The 23,678-nt window shown below is 55.4% G+C and carries 22 protein-coding genes; 15 read left to right on the forward strand and 7 right to left on the reverse strand.

Annotated features, from left to right (window positions below; translation table 11 throughout):
• Nucleotides 1-139: 139 nt before the first annotated feature.
• From ACP0GE_RS01570 to ACP0GE_RS01585, 4 genes are read right to left on the reverse strand one after another with little or no spacing between them, the layout of a single operon-like run.
• The gene (locus ACP0GE_RS01570; RefSeq protein ID WP_424830244.1) at nt 140-4,825 is read right to left on the reverse strand and encodes a peptidoglycan-binding domain-containing protein; all 4,686 of its coding nucleotides are present in this window, start codon (nt 4,823-4,825) and stop codon (nt 140-142) included.
• 30 nt (nt 4,826-4,855) lie between these two features.
• Nucleotides 4,856-5,761 carry a CsgG/HfaB family protein gene (locus ACP0GE_RS01575; protein WP_424830245.1) on the reverse strand — a complete coding sequence of 302 codons (906 nt, stop codon included), beginning with the start codon at nt 5,759-5,761 and terminating at the stop codon, nt 4,856-4,858.
• Entirely contained in the window at nt 5,761-6,363 is a 603-nt protein-coding gene (locus tag ACP0GE_RS01580; protein ID WP_424830246.1) for a hypothetical protein, read from the reverse strand. Before ACP0GE_RS01580 ends, ACP0GE_RS01575 begins: the two co-directional genes overlap by 1 nt.
• Nucleotides 6,360-6,596 (reverse strand): hypothetical protein, encoded by a 237-nt coding sequence (locus ACP0GE_RS01585; RefSeq protein ID WP_424830247.1) that lies wholly within the window; start codon nt 6,594-6,596, stop codon nt 6,360-6,362. Before ACP0GE_RS01585 ends, ACP0GE_RS01580 begins: the two co-directional genes overlap by 4 nt.
• Before the next feature lie 573 nt (nt 6,597-7,169).
• On the opposite strand from ACP0GE_RS01585, the gene ACP0GE_RS01590 reads away from it, so the two are divergent.
• The 9 genes from ACP0GE_RS01590 (at nt 7,170) to ACP0GE_RS01630 (ending at nt 15,236) form a co-directional block, all read left to right on the forward strand.
• Entirely contained in the window at nt 7,170-7,865 is a 696-nt protein-coding gene (locus ACP0GE_RS01590; protein ID WP_424830248.1) for a hypothetical protein, read from the forward strand.
• Nucleotides 7,866-7,979: 114 nt separating this feature from the next.
• Nucleotides 7,980-8,999: an AAA family ATPase gene (locus ACP0GE_RS01595; RefSeq protein WP_424830249.1), complete on the forward strand. Its 1,020-nt coding sequence runs from the start codon at nt 7,980-7,982 to the stop codon at nt 8,997-8,999.
• 5 nt (nt 9,000-9,004) lie between these two features.
• Nucleotides 9,005-9,922, forward strand: coding sequence for an AAA family ATPase (locus ACP0GE_RS01600; RefSeq protein ID WP_424830250.1), 918 nt, complete (start codon nt 9,005-9,007; stop codon nt 9,920-9,922).
• 12 nt (nt 9,923-9,934) lie between these two features.
• Nucleotides 9,935-11,788 (forward strand): hypothetical protein, encoded by a 1,854-nt coding sequence (locus ACP0GE_RS01605; protein WP_424830251.1) that lies wholly within the window; start codon nt 9,935-9,937, stop codon nt 11,786-11,788.
• A gap of 140 nt (nt 11,789-11,928) precedes the next feature.
• A complete protein-coding gene (locus ACP0GE_RS01610) occupies nt 11,929-13,743 on the forward strand; it encodes a type IV secretory system conjugative DNA transfer family protein (RefSeq protein WP_424830252.1) in 1,815 nt (604 codons plus the stop codon).
• A gap of 3 nt (nt 13,744-13,746) precedes the next feature.
• Nucleotides 13,747-13,872 (forward strand): hypothetical protein, encoded by a 126-nt coding sequence (locus ACP0GE_RS01615; protein ID WP_424830253.1) that lies wholly within the window; start codon nt 13,747-13,749, stop codon nt 13,870-13,872.
• Nucleotides 13,872-14,180, forward strand: a complete 309-nt coding sequence (locus tag ACP0GE_RS01620; RefSeq protein ID WP_424830254.1) for a hypothetical protein — start codon at nt 13,872-13,874, stop codon at nt 14,178-14,180. Before ACP0GE_RS01615 ends, ACP0GE_RS01620 begins: the two co-directional genes overlap by 1 nt.
• 5 nt (nt 14,181-14,185) lie before the next feature.
• The gene (locus ACP0GE_RS01625) at nt 14,186-14,908 is read left to right on the forward strand and encodes a hypothetical protein (RefSeq protein WP_424830255.1); all 723 of its coding nucleotides are present in this window, start codon (nt 14,186-14,188) and stop codon (nt 14,906-14,908) included.
• Nucleotides 14,909-15,083: 175 nt separating this feature from the next.
• On the forward strand, nt 15,084-15,236 hold the full coding sequence (locus tag ACP0GE_RS01630; RefSeq protein ID WP_424830256.1) for a hypothetical protein: 153 nt from the start codon (nt 15,084-15,086) through the stop codon (nt 15,234-15,236).
• Between the two features lie 17 nt (nt 15,237-15,253).
• Here ACP0GE_RS01630 and ACP0GE_RS01635 read toward each other — a convergent pair whose 3' ends face one another.
• From ACP0GE_RS01635 to ACP0GE_RS01645, 3 genes are all read right to left on the reverse strand, one after another.
• Nucleotides 15,254-15,724, reverse strand: coding sequence for a hypothetical protein (locus ACP0GE_RS01635; protein WP_424830257.1), 471 nt, complete (start codon nt 15,722-15,724; stop codon nt 15,254-15,256).
• Nucleotides 15,721-15,984 (reverse strand): hypothetical protein, encoded by a 264-nt coding sequence (locus tag ACP0GE_RS01640; protein WP_424830258.1) that lies wholly within the window; start codon nt 15,982-15,984, stop codon nt 15,721-15,723. Before ACP0GE_RS01640 ends, ACP0GE_RS01635 begins: the two co-directional genes overlap by 4 nt.
• Before the next feature lie 246 nt (nt 15,985-16,230).
• Entirely contained in the window at nt 16,231-16,665 is a 435-nt protein-coding gene (locus tag ACP0GE_RS01645) for a VOC family protein (RefSeq protein ID WP_424830259.1), read from the reverse strand.
• Between the two features lie 110 nt (nt 16,666-16,775).
• Between ACP0GE_RS01645 and ACP0GE_RS01650 the strand changes: the two genes are divergently transcribed.
• The 6 genes from ACP0GE_RS01650 (at nt 16,776) to ACP0GE_RS01675 (ending at nt 23,638) form a co-directional block, all read left to right on the forward strand.
• The gene (locus ACP0GE_RS01650; protein ID WP_424830260.1) at nt 16,776-17,660 is read left to right on the forward strand and encodes a LysR family transcriptional regulator; all 885 of its coding nucleotides are present in this window, start codon (nt 16,776-16,778) and stop codon (nt 17,658-17,660) included.
• Nucleotides 17,661-18,047: 387 nt separating this feature from the next.
• Nucleotides 18,048-19,064, forward strand: coding sequence for a substrate-binding domain-containing protein (locus ACP0GE_RS01655; protein ID WP_424830261.1), 1,017 nt, complete (start codon nt 18,048-18,050; stop codon nt 19,062-19,064).
• Nucleotides 19,065-19,138: 74 nt separating this feature from the next.
• Nucleotides 19,139-20,659, forward strand: a complete 1,521-nt coding sequence (locus ACP0GE_RS01660) for a sugar ABC transporter ATP-binding protein (protein ID WP_424830262.1) — start codon at nt 19,139-19,141, stop codon at nt 20,657-20,659.
• A 14-nt stretch (nt 20,660-20,673) separates the two neighbouring features.
• Entirely contained in the window at nt 20,674-21,669 is a 996-nt protein-coding gene (locus tag ACP0GE_RS01665; protein WP_424830263.1) for an ABC transporter permease, read from the forward strand.
• A gap of 3 nt (nt 21,670-21,672) precedes the next feature.
• On the forward strand, nt 21,673-22,653 hold the full coding sequence (locus tag ACP0GE_RS01670) for a sugar-binding transcriptional regulator (RefSeq protein WP_424830264.1): 981 nt from the start codon (nt 21,673-21,675) through the stop codon (nt 22,651-22,653).
• Complete coding sequence (locus ACP0GE_RS01675) at nt 22,643-23,638, forward strand: aldo/keto reductase (protein ID WP_424830265.1); 996 nt, start codon at nt 22,643-22,645, stop codon at nt 23,636-23,638. The genes ACP0GE_RS01670 and ACP0GE_RS01675 overlap by 11 nt, the downstream gene beginning before the upstream one ends.
• The last annotated feature ends 40 nt before the right edge of the window (nt 23,639-23,678 follow it).

Raw genomic sequence — 23,678 nt, forward strand, 5'->3', positions numbered from 1 at the left:
TATCCAAGCGAGCTCGAATGAGTTGGCAATGGCGCAGGTCGTCAGCTCGATAGAGATAAACCCAAGCCTCTTTCATTCGCATGTGAACACAGCGTCAATCGGTCAAAGTTTGCAACAGATCCTGCAAAGAATGTTGGTACTAAAACTTGATCTTGGGTTCTTTCGGGGCTTCCACTTTCAATGCACCAGTAACAGTGTCCACCGCGTTGAGATCAGTCATAAAGGTGAAAATACCGTGGTATCCATCCACAGGCGAAAGCAGCTCGGATGAGTATACCAACACGTTTCCACAATCTGCCTTGTCGCTTAGGAACTGACTATTCCCACTACCAATCCTTGCGATAGACCGGATGGTCGCTGCGGTCAGCGCGTTGTTGAAATCGCTTTTTGCGTTGTTTGGCTCCAGTAGGTCGAACTTCAGTTGATCAGATGCGGACAATGGCAACGAGGCACAGTCTTCGGACATTGCCCACACCATTGAACTGTCATCAGAAGCCCGCGCAATCGGGGGACCGTATTTGTCAATTAAGGAAGCGGTGACGGCTTCTTGTGGCCATGGCGCATCGTCACGCAACAGATGCCTGTTGACGGCAATAACCGGACCAGTCGGACCAAAGGACATCAGCGTTATGGCCTGGTTGTCTCCGTTGACAAAATAGGTTCGGCCATATTCCAGCGCTGGTTCACTGATCCCCGCAGGAACGGTTGTTTCAAAGGCGACTGTGATATCGAACTCAGCCTCGATAACGGCTTCGGCCTGTTCCATCGACATACCGATTTCAATTCCAACAGTATCGCGGTTCGAATCCGAAAAAGTCACCTCAACGATGTCAGGCCAAAGGTTCTCGCTCTCGGTGGAAGGCGCAAAGGCCACCTCTTCGACTTGCGCTTCGCGTTCCTTGGCGAGTTTTGCAAGCCCTTCGGCGTTTTCGATTTTCCAGGTTGGCGTCAGCCCCGCGATATAGCGTGCGCTGGTGTCGAAATACCGTGTCTCGGTCGCCATCCCCTCTAACTTGTAAAGCTGGACTCCGTTTTTCCCAGCCATTGTTTCGACGTTAGTCAATTCAAACTCAATTTGGCGTGTCTGATATCTGTAAGGTTGGTTGTCTGCTTGCGCTTGAACCAGACCGACACCTTCCAACGACAACGTACCCATCAGCGCTTGCTGATTGCAGGCTTGGCTGTTGGCTTCGATCGCCCCCATGAAATAAAGGTGGTCCGTTAAGGTCTTAGTCTCTCCGACGGACATAGATGCCTCGATCACACGCGTTGCGTCAGAGATCATGGTTGAGGTGTCGAGCCCCCATTGCCCCGGCACGTCATATTCCTGACGAAGCAGAGCCAGTTGACCGCACTGATATATCGACACGTCATTCCCGTGGGTCAGAGTGAACGATGTCCCAAGTGCTTCGGCGCGCGCTTTAATCCAGTTCCGATACCTATCCCGATACAATGCGATTTTGTCGGCCTCGAAATACTTGATATCGTTAAAGAACCCCGTTGGCACAAAGCTGTCGCGCTGGCTTTCGTAGAAAAATGTCTCGGCCATCAGATTTTCAAGGCTGGCGTCCAGCTCATCGTCACTCATCGACTTGACGCGAAGAAGCTGAATAGTTGCCAGATCAAATGGTATCCGCTGCTTTAATTCGGGGAAATCCGATGCAGCGAAATTCTCGGCAAAGAAATTCTCGGCACCGTCGTATTTCTTGTGCTGTAAAACCTGCGCGGCCCCGAGCTGCGGCTGGACATAGATAACCTCCATGGGCTGAAGCATCAGATTAAACCGCTGATTGCGTTCATCCGCGACACTGGCAGCCAAAGGACGTGCCCGCACGAAGTATTGGATGTTTCGCAACTCACCCGAAACAATCTCTCGTGCGACATCCTCTTCGATTTCCAATGGATCGAACAGGTGTGCAGCAGTCAGTTGCGGAATGGTTTGAGCGCGAAACGGATTCTCGTTTCCCGTTGTTAGACGGATGTTTTGACTGTTGTTTTCGGCAAAGGGGAATAGCCCGTTCTCGCGGTCATACCGACCAAGAGTCGCCGCCCCTTGAAACCAAACGTCCCCGGTTTCAATGCCGGACCAGTAGTTCCTGGTTTCCAGAATTTTCTCATCAACCTGGAATTCGTTCGCGTTGGCTACGCTTTGGTGTGATCTGATGACCGCTTCCTGGACATTGTCATCGCCAATAAGATTAACAGCGCTCTTGAGTAGCTGATATGGTTCGGCCAGCTTCATATTGGCCAGAATGGCTGCCGGGCCTTCTCCCTGCACTGCAGGTGCGCTAAACCTTGGGTTCTGGACCATGGCTTCCGGGTCGTATTCTTCCAGCGTTTGGGTCAGTTGCGGGTCTCTGAACAAGGCAATTCGATTCAGCGTTGCCCGCCCCGGGCGGATCCCTGTCTGCTGTTGGTGGTTCGAACTGGGGTCGAACTGAAGCTCAAGTTCTGAACCGTCCTCGTTCATGTCAAACGCAGCGGTCCATGCAAGATAAACACGATTGTTTCCGCCCATCGCTTCGCGCAGCGCGCGGGCCTGCTCTGCTGAAACCTCAAGCCTGTCCGGAAGAGTTGCAAGCCGATCGGCCGAAACCAGCGTCGAGCGATTGTTGCTGCCTGTGATATCGACAACGCGCGGAGCAAAATTCTGGCCAGAGGATGTTCCGTCATAGCTGATCGGGAAGTACTGGTTTTCAAAGTTATACGATCCCAGCCGCCCCCCAATGACTTGAATGACGGGGACCGGCCATTCCGGTATGGTCGAGATGACCCGCGGATAGTAGGACGTCAAAAATGCTTGCTTGGCGTCTTGCGCGGCAAACTCGTCAGGAAAAACGTTCTGTCCGTAACTACTTAGTTCGGCATAGGACACACCCTGATTGACGTATTGGATATGTTGCGCACCGTCTCCGAAAAACTGACGCTTTTCAGCTTCGGTCATGACACGCGCTGCGACAGATACGAAATTCATGTCTTTTTCGGCGAAGTCTGGGTTCAGTTTCAGCCATGTCAGATAAGACAGCTTGTCCATCGCGCCTGCGGTAATCTGCCGGGATTGCGGTCTGATTTCCTCGAGTACCTGCTGACCGTTCGTACCGTTCGACAACAGCAGGTGCCCGTTCATGGTGGGTACATTTCGCTGATGCAGATATGTCAGAACCGGTACACCGGCGCTACGTTTCTGCTTTTTTGTCAAATCGAAAGTAAACAGCGTGCGGTTTATCTTAGGCTGTGACGAATAAGCAGCTTCGGCCAGATTCAGCGTAACCTGGTCTACCGAGAAGGTCGTCGCCACGTCCCGTTCACCAAACTGTCCGCTGGACTTGGCAAAGGATGCAACTGTTTCATCTTCACCGACATTTAGAACCTGTCCCCAGACCACACGGAACAGGCGCTGTTTGCTTGCCTGCACAAAATCGATCAGTTGCGCAGCCTCGTCCCGCGTAATCTTCAAAACTCCGGTGCCAGGCAATTGGGCGCGCATGGTCGCGTAGGACGAAAGGTACGGCGTTCGATATTGCCAGACGAAGTCGGTTATGTCCCGCCCGGTCAGCTCTAGGCCCTGACCATCGAAATAGGACCCGAAATTGACCGGCTGGTAGAGGGCAACCGGCTGAGGAGATTGCGCCGAAAACGCGTCGGTTGCACTGGCTTCCGCCAGAAGATCATCGCGGAATTTGCGCAAGATGTCTTCGCGCTCGATTTTGTTGCCTGCGTCATAGGCCTTGCGCAGAGCCGTGGGTTGCCCGCTGTGCGGGTGATCCTGCCGGAACCATGTCTGCACATTGTTCATATCTTGCAAAAGGGCAGGGCGGGCCTTGACCATCTGCAGGGCGATCCGGCGGTCGACGCTCTCCATACCTTCAACGGGTTGAGCTGAAATGTGCACGTATTCCGACGCGTTGGCCGGAGGCGGTGCTTCGGCAGAGCTGCCGACGTTGTTGGCAGGCGCGGCCGACGATCCTGCAATTGCCGGAAGGCCAGATTGTCCGCCCAGACCGGACCCGCTGTTTTGCCCCAGCCCGGCGGGGGCCGGAACACTGCCAAGAGCCAGACCCGCACCCAGACCCGGCGAGGAGATCTGGTCAAGCTGCAATCCGGGTGAAGCTGATTGCCCCGATCCAATGCCGGGTGCGCCGCCGATCGCCAGATTGCCCGGGGCGACCATAGCCAGATTCAGGGGCGGTGTCCCGTGAACCTGCGTATGCAAGGTTTCGATATCTGTTGCAGATAGGTTTCCGATGGCCGGAACCCCGGCATCCAAGCGATAATTGTCCAATGCCGCCTGCGACCGGGGTCCCCAGACGCCATCGGGTTGGCCGACATTATAGCCCAGCTTGTTGAGGTACAGTTGCGCTTCATAAGTAGAAGCTTGCGTCATCTGACCGGGTGCAGCAGGCGCAGACAGGGCCGAATAGGCGCTGTTGAGGGCAGCAGATTGCTCTACTGAAAGGCTTCCGGTGACCGGGTATCCGGCATCCGCTTGAAATGCTTCGATGGCCAACCTGGTTTTATTGCCCATCTGCCCGTCGACCGGGCCGGGATCATAGCCAAGTTCAGTCAGTGCACGTTGTGTTTGAGCGACGCTGGTGCTTTGGCTTGCTCCACCTGATCCACCGGACGCTTTCTGTCCGCCGCCAGATTGAGCCGTCTGATTTGCTTTCTTTTTCTTGTTGGCCTCATTGAGGATGATTATCGTACCCAGGCCAAGGAGCGCATCCTTTAGCTTGTCGTCGGCATGCACCGGTTCTACGGTTCCTGTGAGGGCTATAGCTGTACCGATTACAAGCGCGGACGCGCTGCTCAAAATGCTTTTGGTCATGGTTCTGTCCTCTAATGGCCATCCATCGGGTCATTGCTTGCGCAGGCGCACTTCTCCACAGCCTTCTTGAAGGTATTGCGCTACGATTTCCTCGCGGTCGATGTTGAAAGTTCCTTTAAAGCCAATTCCCTGGTGACCTTGCGGTTGATACAGCCAGTCGCGCGGCGTCAGGCGAAAATCGCCGCTCACTTCATCGACCGTACCCTCCATCGACAAAACGCCTGATTCAATTTTTGATCCATTATGCGCCGGGTAATAAGTTTGCATTGCCGTCAGCGTGTTGTCTGGATTCACCAGCACTGAAATCGCCACGCCAAACGTGACTTCACCGCAGCTGCCATTGCCTTTCCAGATGCCATTGCGCTTATCGGGTTCTGGTGGCCCACCCATCACGTTCGAGCTTGACAGCTTTACTGCTGTATCCAGGTGACGTTGAACGGTTGGCGTCAGCGGCACCCAGACACTCGCGACTTCCAGGGTTTCAATTGTTTCGACATCGATCAGGCGACTATCGATACGAACCCGGTCAGACAGAGGCGTAATTTCCCCAACCACAAGTGCATCGACACCTAGGAACTTTCCGAATTCCTTTGCCGACGACGGATTGAAAAGATCGATCTCGGACAGTTGAATTTCCTGCAGGGCGTTTTCAAGCTGCGCCCTTTCTATCACACGAAAAACACCGTTCCCGTGCTGCACCATCTTGCCGGTCAGTGCGATCATCAGCAGGCTGGTCATCTGTGTGGTTTTCCGGTCATTGGCGATAAAGGCCGTGACGGCAACCCTTTTCGTGACCTCGGCGCCCGTCTGGGAGGACACGAACTTTTGGGCAATTTGTTCAACGGCCTGATCGATGCTTTCCGCAGCATTAGACAGAGTGGCTGCCAAAATGCTGACCGCGCAGGCTATCGAAAACAAAGCAGAGCGGATGATCATTACGAGTTTCCTTGAGGCAGCTGGATACCGTTGATTACGACATCGTGGAAATTTTGCGATTTCAGGTCGGAGGAATAATACGCAATCCGTGCGGTCAAAGATGCTGTGGAAGCCATTTGTGCAAGTTCTGCAGAAAATGCGCCTTCATAGGGCAGGATGGTGAAAACAACCGGCAGAGGCTGACCCGGGGTCATCATAATCGGTGTTTCTTTCATGTAATACGCGCAGTTTTTTGTATCCAGGTTCCAAGGCCGTCCCTGTTGCGTACAAATCGGTATGCCTGTTGAATTCGCGACGTAGTAGATATTCCCGAACTCATCGACCAGAGTTGCCGCCGGTTGGACCAAAGCAACACGGCGTCCGGGTTTTTCGGTATCCACCACCCGTAAGATAAGCCGGAACGCATTGTTGTTTGCCGGATCCCGTACAAGACGCTGGACCTGAAAAGTCAGGCCTCCGAATGTATCGGTTGCGTTCTCGCCTTGGTCCTGAACGCCAAGGCCACTTGAGCTTCCGCCGTTTGATCCGCCACCGGTGAATTGTGCCGCCAAGGGGGACGCCATCCAGAATAATGCACAGACGAGCGTGAGGAGTTTGGTCATTTGGGCTCCAGAGATATCAGAGGGAAACTAACGGGGATCGCCACAAGGTTCCGATCACCTGCATCGGGTAGCGTGTCGCCGCTCCCCATCGCTGCGTTCATTGTCAGGCTCAGGAAACCTTCATCCGCCGTGCTTCCGCTAGACGATTGCAGGGTTAAATTGACCAAAGACGCAGACCCCGGCGCCAGCTTGGTGAGTGTCGAGCTTGGCATGTAATTACCTTTGTTTGTCATGCAGTTATCGACATTTCGCGCGTCAAGATTACTGCAGGAACCCAATCCCGAAATCTGTGAGACGCGGTAGGTTGCTCCGTTTGTGTCGACAGCTGTTGGCGCGGGTCCGATTAGGGCCAGCCAGATCGGTGTATCGAGCGTGTTCTTTAACTCGACGCTAGCCGTTCGTTGCGCACCAGCCCCTTTGCTGACGAACAATACCCGTACATCTAGCCCATTGTTTCGAACATAGTCGCTGCTGGCTTCAAATGAAACGCTTGAGCCCGACGTTGCACTGTTGTCTGAAACCATTTGCGCATTCGCACTTTGCCACGCGAATGTGGTGAATAGAACTACCGAAAAAAACGCACCGCGCACGATTACCCCTAAACAATTGAGTCACCGGCACATCGCGCCGCAGCGACCCTTAACCCACATGTCAAGACGCTGAAAACATATATTTTCTTGACAGACTAACTATTCAGCGTTCAGCTTTGCGTAGTTTAATATGTCTGGCAAGACTTTTTTTGAGACCCCGATCGTGCAAGGGTTTCGGTAAGTTCGTTTCGTATTGTTAACCAGGAAAAAGTTAAAATGACTGATCGACGTGAGCGTCAACGTCAAAAGCCTCGGATACGTGGCAATCTCCAGCAAAAAGCACAATCTGAGCAACCCGACAGTAATTCTGAAACGCCACCAGGCGGCCAAGGCAAGACCGGCGGAACTGGCTCTGGCGGTCGTGGTGGTTGGCTGGCTGCCGCTGCTGTTGCGGTCGCCGCGGTCGCAATTGGTGCCTTTACCGTTTTCGGGGGCGCAGGCGGTGGTGGAGATACCATAACCGAAGCTGAGTCACAGTCTCGGATCGAGAGTCATCAGGCCCTGCTTGCTTCGCCGGGTTTGCCGGTTCGGTTGGTCGGTGCTGACGAGGTGGACGACGCCATTGCTTCGATGCCCGATAACGTGAGCCAGGAAGCGCGCGAGGAAATACGTGAACAGATCAATCAGGGTGGCCTGCAATTGGCGTGGGTGACCCTTTGGGACACACATGCTGAAGACGGAGATATCTTGCGGTTCGAAAGTACAAGCTCCATCCCGATCGAGGTGATGGCGTTGAACGCGCGCACCACCTTTGCCATTCCCTATCCGGCTGACGGTCAGGTGTTGGTGACCGGCGTCAAGGATGGCGGCGGCGGTATCACAATCGCATTGGAAAGCGGCGCGGCGTCGATTGCGTGGCCCACTATGGCACCGGGTGATCAGCTTTTGCTTCCGATCACTCCCGGTTTCTAAGGCTGCGAAGCGATGCGTGCGTTGTCTATGGTTCCCCTGCCACTGAGGATCGCAGGATTGATCCTTGTCGGAGTCTTGGCCTTTCGCCTTATCGGAGGCGCAATGGGGTCTTGGATGATGGTGATTGCAATCCTGCTTTGGGCGGTTGTTCTGCTGACCCTCGCCTGGAATTTCGGGTGGCTCAACAGTCTGACCAGGATACCTGGCGCAGCGTCATTCTTTGGTTTCATGTCCGCAGCGAGATCGCAACAAAACACCGCCGGCGACAGCGGGTCGCGCGGTAAGCTCAGCGATGCAGACAGGGCGAAGTTGTTTGCCGATGCACGCGCCAGACTTGCTGCGCTTGAGGGCGTCGAGGCCACGGAAGATGACATCATGGTCCGGCTGATTGGCCCGGCGGAAGAAGACCCCGAAAACCCGTTTGGCACTCAGTCTCCGGCTTTACTGGCTTTGTTTGCGGGGCCCAGTGGGACCGGCAAGACAACCGCTGCCGTTTCTGCGGCCCAGATGTTGACCGGGAAGGGCGCTTTGGAAACTGCAAATATTGTCACTGTCCGCAAAACGGATTTGAGCTCGGGTCAGTTCGGGTCTGCCGCCCAGCTGGCGCGTGCCAAAGCCGAACAAGCGGTGGGCGGAGCCCTTTTGATCGAAGACGCCGGATGGCTGTTGGCAGATGACGGGTATGGCGGACCCGGTCCGGCAGAGGATTTCGGACAGGGCTTGCTGGATGTGTTGACCCAGCATCCCCAAAGAGTGTTCGTCGCGATGACTGCGTCGACCAAAGATGCGGCAAGCTTACAGCGCGCGAGCGATGTTTTGCGTTGGTTGAGCAAGCTGACAACCCGTGTCTTCAAATTCGATGACCTGCCTGACGATACGCTGGTCGAGCTTCTTGAACAGCGGCTTGAAGACGTAGGTTGGGCATTGGAAGACGATACAGCCGCCGGACAGGCCCGGCGTTTGATGGCAGAGATTCGCGATCGTGCCGCGGACAACTTTGACAATGCAGAAAGCTGCCGACGAGTAGCAGAACAATTGGTGGAACTTGTGCGCGGCGCAGATGATGAAGAGGCGTATCGCCGAAAGATCATCAGCCGGGACGTAATTCGCCATATGGATGATCAACTGGAGTAGTGAGTATGGATGAAGGTTTTCGCAGACGGCGACGTTCGGAACGTGCAAGTGGCCCGAAACGGGGCGACGGGTTGGAACCTATTCTCAAGGAGATAGACGAATTGATCGGTCTGGAACCGGTCAAGGACGAGATTTTTCGCCTGGTCGATTTTGCCCGCGTCGTTTCGCTCAAGAAAGATCGCGATCTGCCTGTGTCCAATTTGACCTTTCACATGGTTTTCACTGGCCCGCCCGGCACTGGCAAAACGACCATCGCGCGGTATATCGGCCGACTGCTTTACGAGCTGAAATTGCTGCGCAAGGAAAAACTGATCGAGGTTGATCGTTCGGCGCTGGTCGGAACCCATCTGGGTGATACGGCGCGTCTTGTTCAGGACAAGGTGAAAGATGCGTTGGATGGGGTACTGTTCATCGATGAGGCCTATACGCTGGCAGGTGGTGGAGGCGCGACCGGGAAGACCGATCCGTTCGGTCAGGAAGCGATCGATACTTTGCTGAAGCTCATGGAGGACCATCGGGAGCGGCTGGTCTGCATCTTCGCGGGGTACACGACCGAGATGCGTCGTTTTGTCGAAGCCAACCCGGGTCTGAAGTCAAGGATTTCGCGGACGGTGGAATTCCCTTCTTATGGAGGTGACGAGCTGTTTCAGATATTCGAAAGTCTGGTCGAAAAGAACGGCTTCAACATGACCGAGGATGCGCGCGACGAAGCCCGGAAGGTGATTGACGATCTGGCACGAAACGCAGACGAGAACTTTGGCAATGCACGTGAAGTGCGTCAGTTCTTTGAAGCTTTGCAGCCCATTCAGGCCGAGCGGATTGCTGAACATCTGGACGAGGTCGATGACATCGACCAGATCGACAACGAAACGCTGATGCGGATCGAAGAAGACGACATCACTTATTACGCTGAACATCTCTGAGGAAACCACCGGATGTCCCTCGGAACCCAAGCTGTCCAACTTTGGAAACGATCACGCCCGTTTCGTTTCACGACAATTGCTGCGGTCCTGATGACCGCGCTTGCCGTGTTTTCCGGAAGGGGCGGCGGCTCCAACACAAACCCTAATCAGCAAGTGGCTGGCAACACACTACCACCTGTCGGCGGATCAGCCCCAGGTACGGGCAGCACGCAGAATACGGGCGGAGGTAGCAATCAGCAGGCTCTGGTGCGTTGCGGCCCTGGTGGGAATACCCAACTTGCGGCGCCAATCGTTCAGGGCAGTTCGGTTCCCCGAAACGTTACTGCCGTTCAGCCGTCAGGTAATCAAAATCAGGGCGGTGTTCCACTTGAAGTTGTCGGGCGTTTCAACCAGTTCTTTGTGACGGTGGATGCTGCCAAGTCGGAACCCCGACGGGGTGAAAGCTGCGCTTTGATGAGTAATGCGGTCTCTATTCTGCAGGCGACTGATTATGCTTATGCGTCCTGTTTTCAGGATGGTCAGTCCAAATTGACCGACGCGCAATCCTGCGCACAGACGCATGCGCAGTCCGAGGCCCGCTATGCCAGCTTGCTTGCAGCTCATGCGGCGTTCAAGGATCAGCCATCCTCGGCCAACATTGCCGCTCTGGCCAAGGCGCGTTCGGATATGCGTGACTACGACGAAGCCCGCGAACGTTGGCGGGATGTCGTACCGATCGTTTCTGAGGCACAGGCCGCGGCGGCCTCGATCGCGGAAAGCGACATTCGCATCGGTAGGCTTGTCGCGGCGGCAAACGCTGCGAAATCGGGAGGCGCGCCCCAAGTCGAAGCGCTGGCTGCGGCATCGGCACTTGAGCAGTTGGACATTGCCCGGCTGAGCCCGGATCAACACGACATGCTGGAAGCAGCCCGCGCGGCACGGTCGGATGTTCAAGACAGCGATGCCCGGCTGGATGTTTTGGCTATAAGTGTGCAAAGCGCTGCTGGGGGTGGCGCGGAAGGGCGCGCTGATCTGATTTCTGCGGTCGGTGCCCTGACGCCCTTTGACACCGCACGGGCGAACCCCGAACAGGCGCAGACGATTGCGCGCGCCAAATCTGAGGCTGCGGGATTTGCATTGAGCGATCTGGTTGCGGAAGCAACGGACCTGACGTTGACCACAGCCACCGCTGAGCAACATCAACGCCTTGTGGACTTGGCCGCTGTGGTCACGGGACACGGTGGGGTCGACATGCCAACCCCGGAACAGACTGCAGCGTTGAAGCTGGCACAGGAAGCCGGAGCTGCACTGGCACGCTCGGATCGCCGCCTGAAAGCAATGTCAGACACAATGAGTTCGGTTCGCTCTGGGGGGCCATCGGCAATCGGCGACGATGTTCTGAAAAGCTATGATGCGATCCAACCGTTTGACCAAAGCCGGATGTCCGATAGTCAGAAGGCGGATTATGCCGCACTTGCCAAGGCTCGTGAGGTTGCAGTTGCCACCGACGAGAAAGAGCTGACCCGAACTGTTCCAATCTATCTGAGCGCCGAAGGATTCGGCCCGACCGATGACGCTCTGGAAGCTTTCGGCACCGGCCTGAGGCAAGACGGCTTTAACATAGTTGAGACGCGTGAATCCGCTGCGGTTCATCTGATCCTTCGGGTTGGTGAGATGCAGGAACGCGAAAACACATTTGGCAGTACAACGGTCAAAACAGCGCGGATCGACGTGAACCTTGGTGGGGAATGGACAGTCGCAGGGGACGAGATTTTGTCCGCGTCCGCCGAAGGCGTCGGCCGTGGGCGGGATGCCCCGGACGAAGCGATAGACGTAGCAATCGACGCCTTGTTGGAAACCGTGCGTAAGACCGCATCGGGAGGCTGATCGCGATGAAACACAGGATCAGCTCTTCCGACGTTACCGAAGCGGGGGTCACATTCTGGGCAAGTCTCTTTGGGTCACTGGGCATTTGCTTCTGCATTCATCTTGTCGCTCCAGGGTTCCGTGACGATGATTTTTTGCGGATGGTTCTTGTTGTCCTGTTTTTTGGCTGCCTGGCTTCGGCGACCTGGAGCCTTACGAAACCCTATGCTGATTATTCGAATGCGAAGTATCGCTGGAAATACGCCGATGCCGGCCCTTCTGTTCAACAAAGCGTCGAGCGTTACCTGATCCGTATCAACCGATATGTCGGCGCGCTGGGCAATGTGCTGACAATCGGGGTTAGCGCCGTTGGCCTTGCCGTTTTGACCGACTGGGACCTTTTTGCGCCACTTTCGGTTCTCAGAACGCCGCTTTATTGGATCGGATTCGGCGCCATCCTAGCTACGCCTATTGTTGCGCTTTTCGGGGCAGGCAGATTGCGTGAAGCCATGGTTTTGCGTCACCAGATTGATGAAGAGATGGAAATCTCGGGCGTGAAAACCCGCGACACGTCCAGCCTGGTGCAGGAACGCGCCGAAGAGGAGCGGGATGCCGTTGAAGTCACCGGCCCGATGACATTTCGCGCGGGTGGTTACGACTGGAATGTCAGCGACTTTTACAAAAACGCAGCCATCTTTGGACAATCGGGCACAGGTAAAACTGTCTGTGTTCTGAACGCCCTTCTGGACGGGCTGCTGGGCGCGACAGAGGCGGCAGGCAAGCCAGCAGCCGGGTTGATCCTTGATCCCAAAGGTGACTTTGCCGACAAAATAGAAATTCTTGCTGCCCGTCATGGCCGCAAGCGAGATCTGCATGTGATCGACCCCGACAAGCCAAAGATTTCGATGCGCTGGAACCCGCTGGATACCGACGATGACGCACAGGAGATCGCCGGGCGTTTCGCGGCGGTTATGGAAATCCTGAGTCCTTCCGGCAAAGATGATGCTTTCTGGGTCGATAACACAAAGCGGCTTGTGCAAAACCTGATATCATTGCTCCGCTTCGCGCGCCCGGATGAGCCACCGTCGTTGATCGAAATATATGAGGCCGCGATGTCTGACGAAAAGGTCGAGGCATGGGCCAGGCAGGTCGCAGACGAAATATACGACAGCAATATCGAGGTTGCCCGCACATTCGATTTCTTTCACGAAGTTTGGTTCACCATGCCGACCGACACGCGCGGCACAGTGCGTAGTTTTGTGTCAAATATGCTGGGTACCTTCCTGACACCACCATACGACAAATTGTTCTCGGGGCAGTCGACAGCCAGTATTGGAGATATCATCGACGATGGAGGTCTTCTCTACGTCAACATGCCGATAGCCGACAAAGAGGTTATGGCCCGTGTGGTCTCTACCTTCATTAAGTTGGAATTCTACCGCGAAGTCCTTAAACGCCGGGACAAATCGCGCCCATCTTTCTTCCTGTGCGACGAGTTCCAGTCATTCTTTACCACCGGCCAAGGTCGCGGAGATGCGGATGCGTTCGAACGCACCCGGCAATCCAATCATGCGAATATCGTAGCGTTCCAGAACCTCAACGCCCTGTTTAAGCAGACGGATCGAAAAGAACCGGTGCTGAACATGTTGGGGAATTGCGGCACTAAGATTTTTCTGCGCAATACCGAGCGTGAAACCAATGAGTTTGCTTCGGACCTGTTCGGTGAGCAGATCGAGACTATGACCGGCTCCAGTGTCAATGTCGCGCAAGGCGCCCGAGGACGCGGCGGCGGGGCCGCGATTTCAAGTACGGCACAGTATTCGGCGCGCGTGAAAAAGGATCAGTTTGCCACTCTCGGCGTGCCTAGCCGAGAGGAAAACGCTGCGTTTGCCGAGGCGATAGCCCATCTCGCCGCTCGGGCGACCGTTGAAATGAAGACGATGCGTTGGAAAGTGCATCCGATCGAAAGGAGCTGATGCATGTTGTTTCGCTTGCTTTTGATCGCGGTGATCCTTTTTGCGGGCTACAAATTCGCGACCGGTGCGATTTCAAATGCGCAGAACGCACTAAGACAAACCTTTGCCTGGATGTATGAGGATTACTGATGGTGGATCGTTTATCAATTCTACGCGCAGCGCAGAATTTTGAAGCCCGAATTGACGGTGTTTTTTCCGGTGAGGTCCGAACCCGGCTTATGGATAGAAACAAGGCCGAAATCACCGTGCCTAACGGGCGGGTTGAAATTGCCATCGAACGCGGCTTTGGCGACAACGACGAGGATGGATGGATCATTTATCCGCAACGTCTTCAAAATTGGGCTGACGACGAACCCGTCACCGAAGATGAACGGGTTGAAATCGCTCGGGTTCTGACCGGGGCGCTGGAAGCTCTTGACTATGTTGTCTGGAGGTAATCCCAATGCCCTGCCGCCACGACTCTGCCGAAGCCTATATTCAGGAAACCAATTGGAAACGTGGCGAGCTAAAGGCGCCGCGTGACGGTGCTATTTTTTATACCAATGGCGGTCAGGAAACTGCCCGTGCTTACATGATTGAGCAAAACGAAAACCAGCAAAACATGACAATTTTGGAAGAAACCAAACATGGAAAGCGGTTGGATGAAGACAAACTGTATGAAGCAACCGACGACAACTACGCCAAGCTTGAGCGCAAACAGGCTGAACGTCTTTCCAAGGAACTAGGTCGTCCCATAAGCCCCTATGGCCGACGTGGCGCTGACCGGGTGTGGGACCACGCCAGCAATACATATGCCAAGCAGGCCTCGGGCCGTGTCACTGTAATTACGAATAGTGAAGAGATTAAAGAAACCTCTGCTTTCGCGCGGCAAGAGCGGAATACGTTGATAAGAAACGAAGAAGTCACGCATATTAATGGCGTCGACCGAAAGGAACTGCTTGCCAAGCTCAATCAGGTCGAAAATGCCCGAAACCTTGAAAAAGCAGAGAGACGGCGCGAGTTGAATGCAATGATCGAATCCAACGCACCAATGCCAGCCAAAGGTGTGCATAATTCTGATCGTCAAAAGAACGAGCAACTCGAACCAGTGAAAAACAGATATGACAGTCAAGTAAAATCCAAACAGCCGACGACGCCTTCACTTCGGAAAAATAAGTCAAAGTGAAAGCTCGGGAGGTCAGGTGAGCGATACCGTGTGGGCGTGTTCTGACCAAGAGCGGTGATTTCGCCGTTGGGCAAGATGCCGATTGCGCTGGAAGTAAGATTGTCAATTTTGGACGGTATATATTGCTGGCCTGCGTTCCGGCCTCAGCAAATCGTTCCGCTGGATCCGTCGAACAATGACAACGCTTGTCTGGACCTTGGGACAGACGCAAGATTTCAAAAAAAATCGCCTGGATACGCAGCGCAAAAAAGTAAATAATATAGGCTTGCCCGAGCATCTCTTTGATATTGTCGATATTGCTCGTTTACACACCTGCCTTCCTGACTAATGCGATGACTTGCTAGGCTAACACATGCTTTGCGCGAAGCCGATCGCTTGAACATAGCCCCATCCATTTGCGGCCACATAAGCAGCAGGCACCGCCAGAACTTTGAACGCCCATGAGGGCCACTCCAGCACCTCGGCAGATGCGGTTGCGATTGCATTGAACACCAGCGCAAGCGCGATGGTAATTACGCATTGAATCACCAGAAACAAAGCAAAATTCCATGCGCCGGATTGCGCGAAGGCAATAGCAAAACCAAGCGCCAGCGTCGGACCCAGCAAGGCGGCCCAGACCTGAAAACTCAGAACGGGGATCATGACATAAACCAGACAGGCAAAGAAAATCACTGCTGACCATGTCGCAAAGAAATCAGCCCTCAACCCCGGCGGAGGCTGGGTAGAGGGGCATGGCAGAAAGTACGAAAAGGCAGATGCGGCTGAAATGATGACTGCGATTGAAGCGCCTAATAGAAACAGGCGCAAAAATATCATTTCTTCTTGGCTTCGCCGTTGAACTTATCCTTTAGAGCCCGGCTGTCTTTTGCGCGCACATCTTTCTGAGCACCAGCGCCACCTTTCCGCTGTGTGTGCTGATCCCATGCGGTGTGACCCGATCCCCCCAGACCCGGGGCCGCGTACTTTGGCGGTTTGGGTTTCAGTTTGGGTTTTGGCTGAGAATGCGATTTCTCAGCTTGACCTGCTGCTGCCTTGTTGAAATCGTTCTTGATAGAGCGTTCTTCCCAACGTGACATGATCACCTCCTAACCGATGTGAGAAGACTAGCAGCACGTTTCCGGGCTGGACAAGGGCTAGGCTCGGATTGAGGTGCATCTTTGATGCCAGGCTTTTTACCATGAATCAGAAAAAGCAAATTGTGACAAAGCCCGTTGCAAACCCGATGGGCCCCATCCGCCCCTGACTTGCCCCTTCATCCGGTGTACCTTGAAACCCAGGCGCGCCGCTCTTGGCTGGTCGATCGGGGCTTTAGCAGCCTCTGCTTAACTCGCGTGAACAGCGTCTGCAATCAGCTCGGCTACTGACGGGCCGGGCCCAACCAGTTCCAAAACGTTGCGGTCCGGGTCGCGGATGAAGATCGTCTTTGTACCACGGAATTCGCGCCGTCCGGTGATCGCGATACCCTGTTCCTTCACAAAGGCTTCGGTGGCCTCTGCATCGCCGACCTTCAAGGCCAGGTGCGTGATGCCCGGATACTTCATGGCTTCATCCATCAAGACGTTTTTGCCAGCCTTGGCATCTGCGGGCCCGAGAAGATTGATGTTGATGCCTGAGGGGTGAAGCATGACCAGCGGATGGCCTTTGTCATAGCCGCCATCTGCGATCAACTCAAAGCCAAGTCGCTCGTAGAAAGCCACAGAAGCCGTTCGGTTACTAATGCGGATCCCGATGTGGTCGAAGTTTGCGATATCAAGCATTTTACTTTCCCTTCTGTTTGGCAAAAGGATAGGCTTGCAGCATCCATGGAGCTAGAATGGCAAAAATTACAGCACCTGCTCAATTCAAACACAGTCCAAGTCTCGATCGCATGCGGGAGTTTTTGGCTGTCATCCAGGCGGGCAGCATCTCGGAAGCAGCGCGAGATTCGGGTATTCCACGGGCAACACTCAGCCGTCGTATTGCGGCTCTGGAAGCTGATCTTGGCGTCCGTCTGATCGTGCGACGAACAACCCGGCTTGCGCTGACCCACGCTGGAGATGAGTTACTAAGACGAGCGGAACGGATCATCGCAGATGCCGATGCCGCTTGGGCTTCCGTCCGGCGTCTGGACGACACGCCGCGCGGACTTTTGCGCGTTTCGGTCGCGGGCGCGCATTTCCCAAAACTGTTCTCGGCCTTTCTGCGCGAGTTCCCAGAAGTAAAGCTTGAGGTGCAGTCGACCACTCGCCAGGTCGATCTGCTTGCAGATGGTGTTGATGTCGCCATGCGGATTGGACCGGTGAAGGATCAGGATCTGATCGCGCGCCTGATCCACACGGACAGGCTGGTTGTGGTGGCGTCCCCCGACTACCTCGCCCGCGCGGGCACACCATCCATGGCCTCGGAACTTCGCAGCCACGATTGCCTTCTCGGATTTGCTGGCGAATGGGCGGCAAATAGGAAATGGCCGCTTCAATCGCGCGGTGCGATTGCAGTCGACGGGCGCATGGCTTCCAACGATGTCAGTCTCCTCCGGCAAGCCTGCCTTGATGGCCTTGGGTGTGCACTCATTGCTTCTGCAGTCGTTGCCAAAGATATCGAAGCCGGACGCCTTGTTCCGATCCTCTTGGATGAAATCGGCACTGAGCTTCCAATCTCTTTGGTTTATGTAGATCGTGAATATACCGATCCAAAGGTACGCGAGTTCGTCGACCGCGCGGTCGATGTCATCGCGCGTGAGATGCCGAAGCCATGGAGCCGGAGTGTTCCATAATTAGCACTTTCACTGTGAAGACTTTCAGAACTTTCATGTGCATCCAGCGGGTGCCGCAAGCCCAAAGCCGCCGTTGACCTGGACACGGCTATGCCGCGCAGCGGCTCGTTGAATCTGCCATTCGCTGCGTTGCAAAACAGGGTTCGCGCTGCCAAACCAAGAGACGACGCGCCCAATTTGGTATCAATGAACGGTCGCTCCGCACTGGCTGGTTGTGAAATTTTTTTCATCTTTTGATAATTATCCTGGGATTGGTTGACCGAGTGCATTCTCTGTCTAAGAAATAGGGCGTGCAAAAAAGTGCGCTCAATGAAATTTCTTGCGTCCCTGAAAACTTGGAGGAAGTGTTTTCAGGAACGACGAGCAAAAGATAAAGGGAGGATTACAATGAAGTACAAGAAACTGAAGACAGTTCTTGCGTCTGCTGCACTCGTCGGCAGCGTCACTACAGCGGCCCCGGTTGTCGCCGAAGGCATCATGTGCGAACCGGGCGAGACTTATATCATGAACGTTATGGTTTCGGGTCATCCTTACTGGGTGCCGGTCTATCAAGGTTTCAAACAGGCGGCCGAGGCATTCGGCTGCGACACCGTGTTCTCCGGCACGCCGGACTACGACATCACAAAACAAATTGCCTCATTCGAGCAGGATCTGGTTAAGACCCCCGCCGGTATTCTGCTGCATCCAATGCAATCGGACCCGTTTATCGAGCCAATCAACCGCGCAATTGGCAGCGGCACTGAAATCGTGACCTTTGCCGCGGACAGCCCGAACTCGGATCGAACCGCATACATTACTTCCGACAACCTGGCCGAGGCGAAGTTCGCTGCTGAAGAAATCGTCAAGCAGGTGGGCGAAAGCGCGGAATATGCGGTGCTGGAAAATCCGGGACAATCCAACCACGACCTGCGCGTGACGGCTCTGATTGCATATATGGAGGAGAACTTTCCGAACATGAAGCTGGTCGGCCGTCAGGCCACCAATCAGGACAGTAACGCCGCCTATCGTGCCACTGCTTCAATTATTCAGGCCAATCCCAACGTTGCCGCAATCTGGATACCCGAAGCCGGTTCGGCTGAAGGCGCGGTTGCCGCCAAGCTGGAAGCGAATTCGGACCTGTTGATCATGCACGCTGACGTGACGCCCACAACGCTGGAACATATCAAGGCGGGCAACATTCACATGTCGCTGAATCCTAATCAGGGTGTGCAAGGGTTCATGGGCTTCATGGCTGTACATCTGGCCAATCGCTCGGACATATTTGATCCGTTCAACGACTGGCAAACCAGTGGCTTCAACCCGGTTCAGATTCCGTTCATGGACAATGGCTTTGCGGTCATCACCAAGGAAAATGCCGACAGCTTTGACCTGAACGTCTACATGGAAGGCCGCGATCCGGCCTGATGCTACACACGGGCGCTGCCTTGCAATTGTGCTGGCAGCGTCCGATCTGAACCGAAACCTGGCGCGATGGTATCATGCAAGACGATGTGATCCTAAAAATCTCGGACCTCAGCAAGTCATTTGGCCCGGTCAAGGCTTTGCGCAGTGTCGATTTCGAGCTGCGCAAAGGAGAAATCCACGCCATCGCGGGTGAAAACGGGGCCGGAAAATCGACCCTGATGAACGTGATCGACGGCATTCTACAGCCCGATTCCGGGCAAATTATGCTGGACGGCAAGCCTGTCAAAATTTCTTCACCCACTATGGCGCAGCGCCTGGGTATTGGGTTTGTTCATCAGGAAATTGCGCTGTGCCCGGATGTGTCGGTGGCCGAAAATATCTTTATGGCCAAAACCAACGTCAGCAAATCCTGGCTGATGAATTACAAAAAACTGGAACGAGACGCAGCGGACGTGTTCCGGCAGCTCAGTGATATCGACCCCGCGGTGCTGGTCAAGGACCTGTCGATCTCGAACCAGCAACTGGTCGAGATTGCCAAGGCGCTGACCCTCGATTGCCGCATTCTCATTCTGGACGAACCCACCGCTGCACTGACCGAGGCCGAAGCGCAAACGCTGTTCGGGATCATGCGCGATCTGGCGGATCGGGGGATTTCGATCATCTATATCTCGCATCGCATGGTCGAGATTTTTGACAATTGCGACCGGGTGTCCGTGTTTCGGGATGGTCAGCATATCGTTACGCAAAACGTGGCGGATATTCAGCCCTCGGACGTGGTCAACGCCATGGTCGGGCGGGTTATCGACAACTTGTACCCGGACAAGCAGACCGAAGACGAGAAATCGGACGACATCCTGCTGGATGTGCGCAACCTGACCGAGGCAACGCGGTTCCGCGACGTGTCTTTCAGTCTCGAAAGAGGTGAGATTCTGGGCATTGCGGGGCTGATTGGCGCAGGCCGCAGCGAAATTGCTAAGGGTATTTGCCGGCTCGAAGGGGACGTGACCGGTGAGGTCTGGCTGAACGGTGAAAAGCTGGCCCTGCGCAACTATCAGGACAGCATTGCCAAGGGCATGGTCTACCTGTCTGAGGATCGCAAAGGCGATGGCGTGTTTCTGGACTTGTCAATCTCGGCAAATATTTCGGCCCTGAAACCGGACCAGGTGGCTAACGGGCTGGGTTTGATCCAGCAGGCGACAGAAGAGGCGCAGGCCGAAGCGCTGGGTCGAAAGTTGAACCTGAAATACGGGTCACTATCCGATCCGGTGTCATCGCTGTCGGGGGGAAATCAGCAGAAAGTGGCGCTGGCGAAGATGTTATCAGTGAACCCGCGGCTGATCTTCTTGGATGAGCCGACCCGTGGGGTCGATGTAGGCGCGAAATCGGAAATCCATCGAATTCTGCGTGATCTGGCGCGGGGCGGGGTGGGGATTGTCGTGATTTCCTCTGAACTGCCGGAGCTGATCGGCGTTTGTGACAGGGTGCTGGTGGTGCGCGAGGGCAGCGTCAGCGGGCAGGTCGCAGGTGTGGATATGACAGAAGAAAACATCATGCATCTGGCCTCGGTCATGGATGCGCAGGCGACGGTCGCATGAGCGGGGAGAGCAAGATGGACAATACGGTAAACATGGCCCAGGCAGGCCCAGGCGACGGTGTATCACTGTTGAAACGGCTGTTTCGGATGCGTGAGACCGGGCTGATCGTGATCATCTTGGCGCTGTTTCTGATCATGTCCTTCGCCTCACCCTATTTTCTGACGTGGGCCAATATGCGGGCCATGTCGATGGCCTTTGCGGTTGATGGCATTCTGGTGATCGGGATGACCATCCTGCTGATTTCGGGCGGGATCGACCTGTCGGTCGGCTCGGTCACGGCGCTTGCGATGGTGAATGCGGGCTGGCTGTTTCTCAGCGGAATTGACCCGTGGGTCGCATCAGCCATGTCCATTGCGCTGTGCACGGGGATCGGGGCCTTTATGGGCTTCTTTGTGACCCGTGTGGGGCTGCATCATTTCATTGTGTCGCTGGCCATTATGGTGATCGCGCGCGGCGCCTGTCTGTTGTTTACCGGAGGGCGCCCCCTTGGCCTTTACACTCTTCCACCCGAGTTCAAGTTCATTGGTCAGGGTAGCATCGGCCCGATTCCGATCGTGATCATTATCTTTCTGGTCTTTGTGATCGCCTTTGATTTCATGTTGCGGCGGACAACCATGTTCCGCAAGGTGTTCTATACCGGCAGCAACGAAAAGGCCGCCGCCTATTCCGGCATTCGCACCAAGAAGGTCATCTTTCTGACCACCACCCTGTGTTCGACCCTTTGCGGGATCGCCGGGATCATTTACATGGCCCGGTTCGGCTCGGCCCAGCCTACTTTTGGACTGGGGCTGGAGCTGACGATCATCGCCGCCGCCGTGATTGGCGGGGCCAGCCTGAATGGCGGCTCGGGTTCAATTCTGGGCGCGATCCTGGGTGTGATCCTGCTGTCGCTGGTGTCCAGTTCGCTCGCTCTGCTGGATGTGTCGGTCTATTGGCAGGACATCATCCGCGGTTCGATTTTGCTGAGCGCGGTGACCATCGACCATTACCTCAACAAACGGCGGGGTTAGGACATGACGGACAAGGAAAAAGACTTTGAACTGATCCGCCAGATTCACACGGTTCTGATCCTGCATTTCATCGAAGGGCAGAAACAGTCGGACATTGCCAAGGCACTGAACCTGTCGACCTCCAAGGTCAACCGGCTGATCACCCAGGGTCGCCGGATGGGCATGGTGAAGATCGATATCGAAACGCCGTTCCAGACGCTTATGGACCTGGAGCGCGAACTGGCTCAGGCTACGAGTCTGGTCGACGCGGTGGTGACGCCTTCGGTATCGGGCAGTGTCGACACGACATTGCAACAGGTGGGACGCGCCGCTGCCAATCATCTGGTCGAAACACTGCGTGACGGCGACGTGATCGCGATTACCGGCGGCAAGGCAGTCAGTGCCGTGGTTGAGAGCCTGACCCCCGAGCAATCCTTTGACGTGACCGTTGTGCCGCTGACTGGTGGTGTGCAGGGCAAGTACTATACTGACGTGAACCATCTGGCGATGCGGATGGCCGATCGTCTGGGCGGTCAGACTATGCTGATGCACGCGCCGTTGTTTGCCGAAAGCCAGCAGCAGCGGGATATGCTGATGGAGGTCGCCTCGATCCGCGACGTACTCGATCTGGCGCGGCGGGCGAATGTGGCTCTGGTCGGCATCGGCTCGATCGAACCTGAATGTTCAAGTTACTACGACTTGCACCCGGTGCCGGATGCGGATCGTAAGATGCTCGTTGGGATGGGCGTGGTCGGCGAGTTTCTGGCGCATCTGATCCATAGCAACGGCGCGGTATCGAACTACGCACTGAATTCGCGGTTGGTGGCGTTGCCGCCGGGTGATCTGGCCCAGTGCGCCCGGGTGATCGGAGTGACGGCAGGCCCGCTCAAGGTGCAGCCGATCACCGCGGCACTGAATGGTGGCTTTCTGGATTCACTGATTGTCGATGAAGAGACTGCCAAGGCGGTGCTGGAAGAAATGGAAGGAACACAGAATGTCGCATGACATGCTGACACGTGCAATCGGTAGGTCCGGGATAGAGGCCTCGGCCATCGGGTTGGGCACATGGGCCATTGGTGGCTGGATGTGGGGCGGTACGGATGAGGCCAAATCCATCGCGGCGATCCAGGCTTCGGTGGATGCGGGCGTAACTCTGATCGACACCGCACCTGCCTATGGGCAGGGCGTCGCCGAGGAAATTGTCGGCAGGGCGTTGAAAGGTCGCCGCGATCAGGTCGTGCTGGCTACCAAATGCGGGCTGGTCTGGCACACGCAAAAGGGCAACCATTTCTTTGACTATGATGGCAAGCCCGTGCATCGCTATCTGGGCAAGGACGCCGTTATTCATGAGGTCGAACAAAGCCTGACTCGCCTGGGAACCGACTACATAGACCACTACATCACGCATTGGCAGGATTCGACCACACCGGTTGCCGAGACGATGGAGGCGCTGGAACAGCTCAAGCAACAGGGCAAAATCCGGTCCATCGGGGCCAGCAACACATCAACCGGTGATATCCGGGCCTATGTTGCTGCCGGTCAGTTGGACGCCATTCAGGAAGAGTATTCGATGGTCAGACGTGACATCGAAAACAGTTTGCTGCCCGTCTGTCGCGACAATGAGGTTTCGGTGATGAGTTATTCGTCGCTGGCCCTCGGCCTGTTGACCGGCAAGATCAGTCCAGACCGGGTCTTTGCTGGGGATGACCAGCGTAAGGATAACCCGCGCTTTTCGCAGGCGAACCGTAGAAAGGTGGCCCGGCTGATGGAAACCATCACCCCGATTGCCGAGGCGCATGGCGCGACGCCGGCCCAAACGGTCATCGCTTGGACGGTGCAGCAGCCGGGCATCACCTTTTCTCTGTGTGGCGCGAGGGATGCGGCGCAAGCAGCGGAAAACGCGCGGGCAGGCCAGTTGCGCCTCTCCGCGGAAGATATTGAAACAATCAACCAGCAAGCAAAAACACACCTGAGCGATCTGGACGCCTGATCCCAGGTCAAAACCCAAAAATCAAACCCGCTGAAGCACC

Origin of the sequence: Ruegeria sp., from assembly GCF_965243365.1 — a bacterium.
Lineage (GTDB): Bacteria > Pseudomonadota > Alphaproteobacteria > Rhodobacterales > Rhodobacteraceae > Ruegeria.

Excerpts from the sequence above, each read along its gene's own strand:
- ACP0GE_RS01610 (WP_424830252.1), top strand. The coding sequence starts at position 11,929 with ATGGTTCTTGTTGTCCTGTTTTTTGGCTGCCTGGCTTCGGCGACCTGG.
- ACP0GE_RS01630 (WP_424830256.1), top strand. The coding sequence starts at position 15,084 with ATGACAACGCTTGTCTGGACCTTGGGACAGACGCAAGATTTCAAAAAA.
- ACP0GE_RS01640 (WP_424830258.1), bottom strand. The coding sequence starts at position 15,984 with ATGTCACGTTGGGAAGAACGCTCTATCAAGAACGATTTCAACAAGGCA.
- ACP0GE_RS01645 (WP_424830259.1), bottom strand. The coding sequence starts at position 16,665 with ATGCTTGATATCGCAAACTTCGACCACATCGGGATCCGCATTAGTAAC.
- ACP0GE_RS01575 (WP_424830245.1), bottom strand. The coding sequence starts at position 5,761 with ATGATCATCCGCTCTGCTTTGTTTTCGATAGCCTGCGCGGTCAGCATT.
- ACP0GE_RS01655 (WP_424830261.1), top strand. The coding sequence starts at position 18,048 with ATGAAGTACAAGAAACTGAAGACAGTTCTTGCGTCTGCTGCACTCGTC.
- ACP0GE_RS01570 (WP_424830244.1), bottom strand. The coding sequence starts at position 4,825 with ATGACCAAAAGCATTTTGAGCAGCGCGTCCGCGCTTGTAATCGGTACA.
- ACP0GE_RS01615 (WP_424830253.1), top strand. The coding sequence starts at position 13,747 with ATGTTGTTTCGCTTGCTTTTGATCGCGGTGATCCTTTTTGCGGGCTAC.
- ACP0GE_RS01625 (WP_424830255.1), top strand. The coding sequence starts at position 14,186 with ATGCCCTGCCGCCACGACTCTGCCGAAGCCTATATTCAGGAAACCAAT.
- ACP0GE_RS01660 (WP_424830262.1), top strand. The coding sequence starts at position 19,139 with ATGCAAGACGATGTGATCCTAAAAATCTCGGACCTCAGCAAGTCATTT.
- ACP0GE_RS01580 (WP_424830246.1), bottom strand. The coding sequence starts at position 6,363 with ATGACCAAACTCCTCACGCTCGTCTGTGCATTATTCTGGATGGCGTCC.
- ACP0GE_RS01600 (WP_424830250.1), top strand. The coding sequence starts at position 9,005 with ATGGATGAAGGTTTTCGCAGACGGCGACGTTCGGAACGTGCAAGTGGC.
- ACP0GE_RS01620 (WP_424830254.1), top strand. The coding sequence starts at position 13,872 with ATGGTGGATCGTTTATCAATTCTACGCGCAGCGCAGAATTTTGAAGCC.
- ACP0GE_RS01650 (WP_424830260.1), top strand. The coding sequence starts at position 16,776 with ATGCGGGAGTTTTTGGCTGTCATCCAGGCGGGCAGCATCTCGGAAGCA.
- ACP0GE_RS01635 (WP_424830257.1), bottom strand. The coding sequence starts at position 15,724 with ATGATATTTTTGCGCCTGTTTCTATTAGGCGCTTCAATCGCAGTCATC.
- ACP0GE_RS01665 (WP_424830263.1), top strand. The coding sequence starts at position 20,674 with ATGGACAATACGGTAAACATGGCCCAGGCAGGCCCAGGCGACGGTGTA.
- ACP0GE_RS01675 (WP_424830265.1), top strand. The coding sequence starts at position 22,643 with ATGTCGCATGACATGCTGACACGTGCAATCGGTAGGTCCGGGATAGAG.
- ACP0GE_RS01590 (WP_424830248.1), top strand. The coding sequence starts at position 7,170 with ATGACTGATCGACGTGAGCGTCAACGTCAAAAGCCTCGGATACGTGGC.
- ACP0GE_RS01670 (WP_424830264.1), top strand. The coding sequence starts at position 21,673 with ATGACGGACAAGGAAAAAGACTTTGAACTGATCCGCCAGATTCACACG.
- ACP0GE_RS01595 (WP_424830249.1), top strand. The coding sequence starts at position 7,980 with ATGATGGTGATTGCAATCCTGCTTTGGGCGGTTGTTCTGCTGACCCTC.
- ACP0GE_RS01585 (WP_424830247.1), bottom strand. The coding sequence starts at position 6,596 with ATGACAAACAAAGGTAATTACATGCCAAGCTCGACACTCACCAAGCTG.
- ACP0GE_RS01605 (WP_424830251.1), top strand. The coding sequence starts at position 9,935 with ATGTCCCTCGGAACCCAAGCTGTCCAACTTTGGAAACGATCACGCCCG.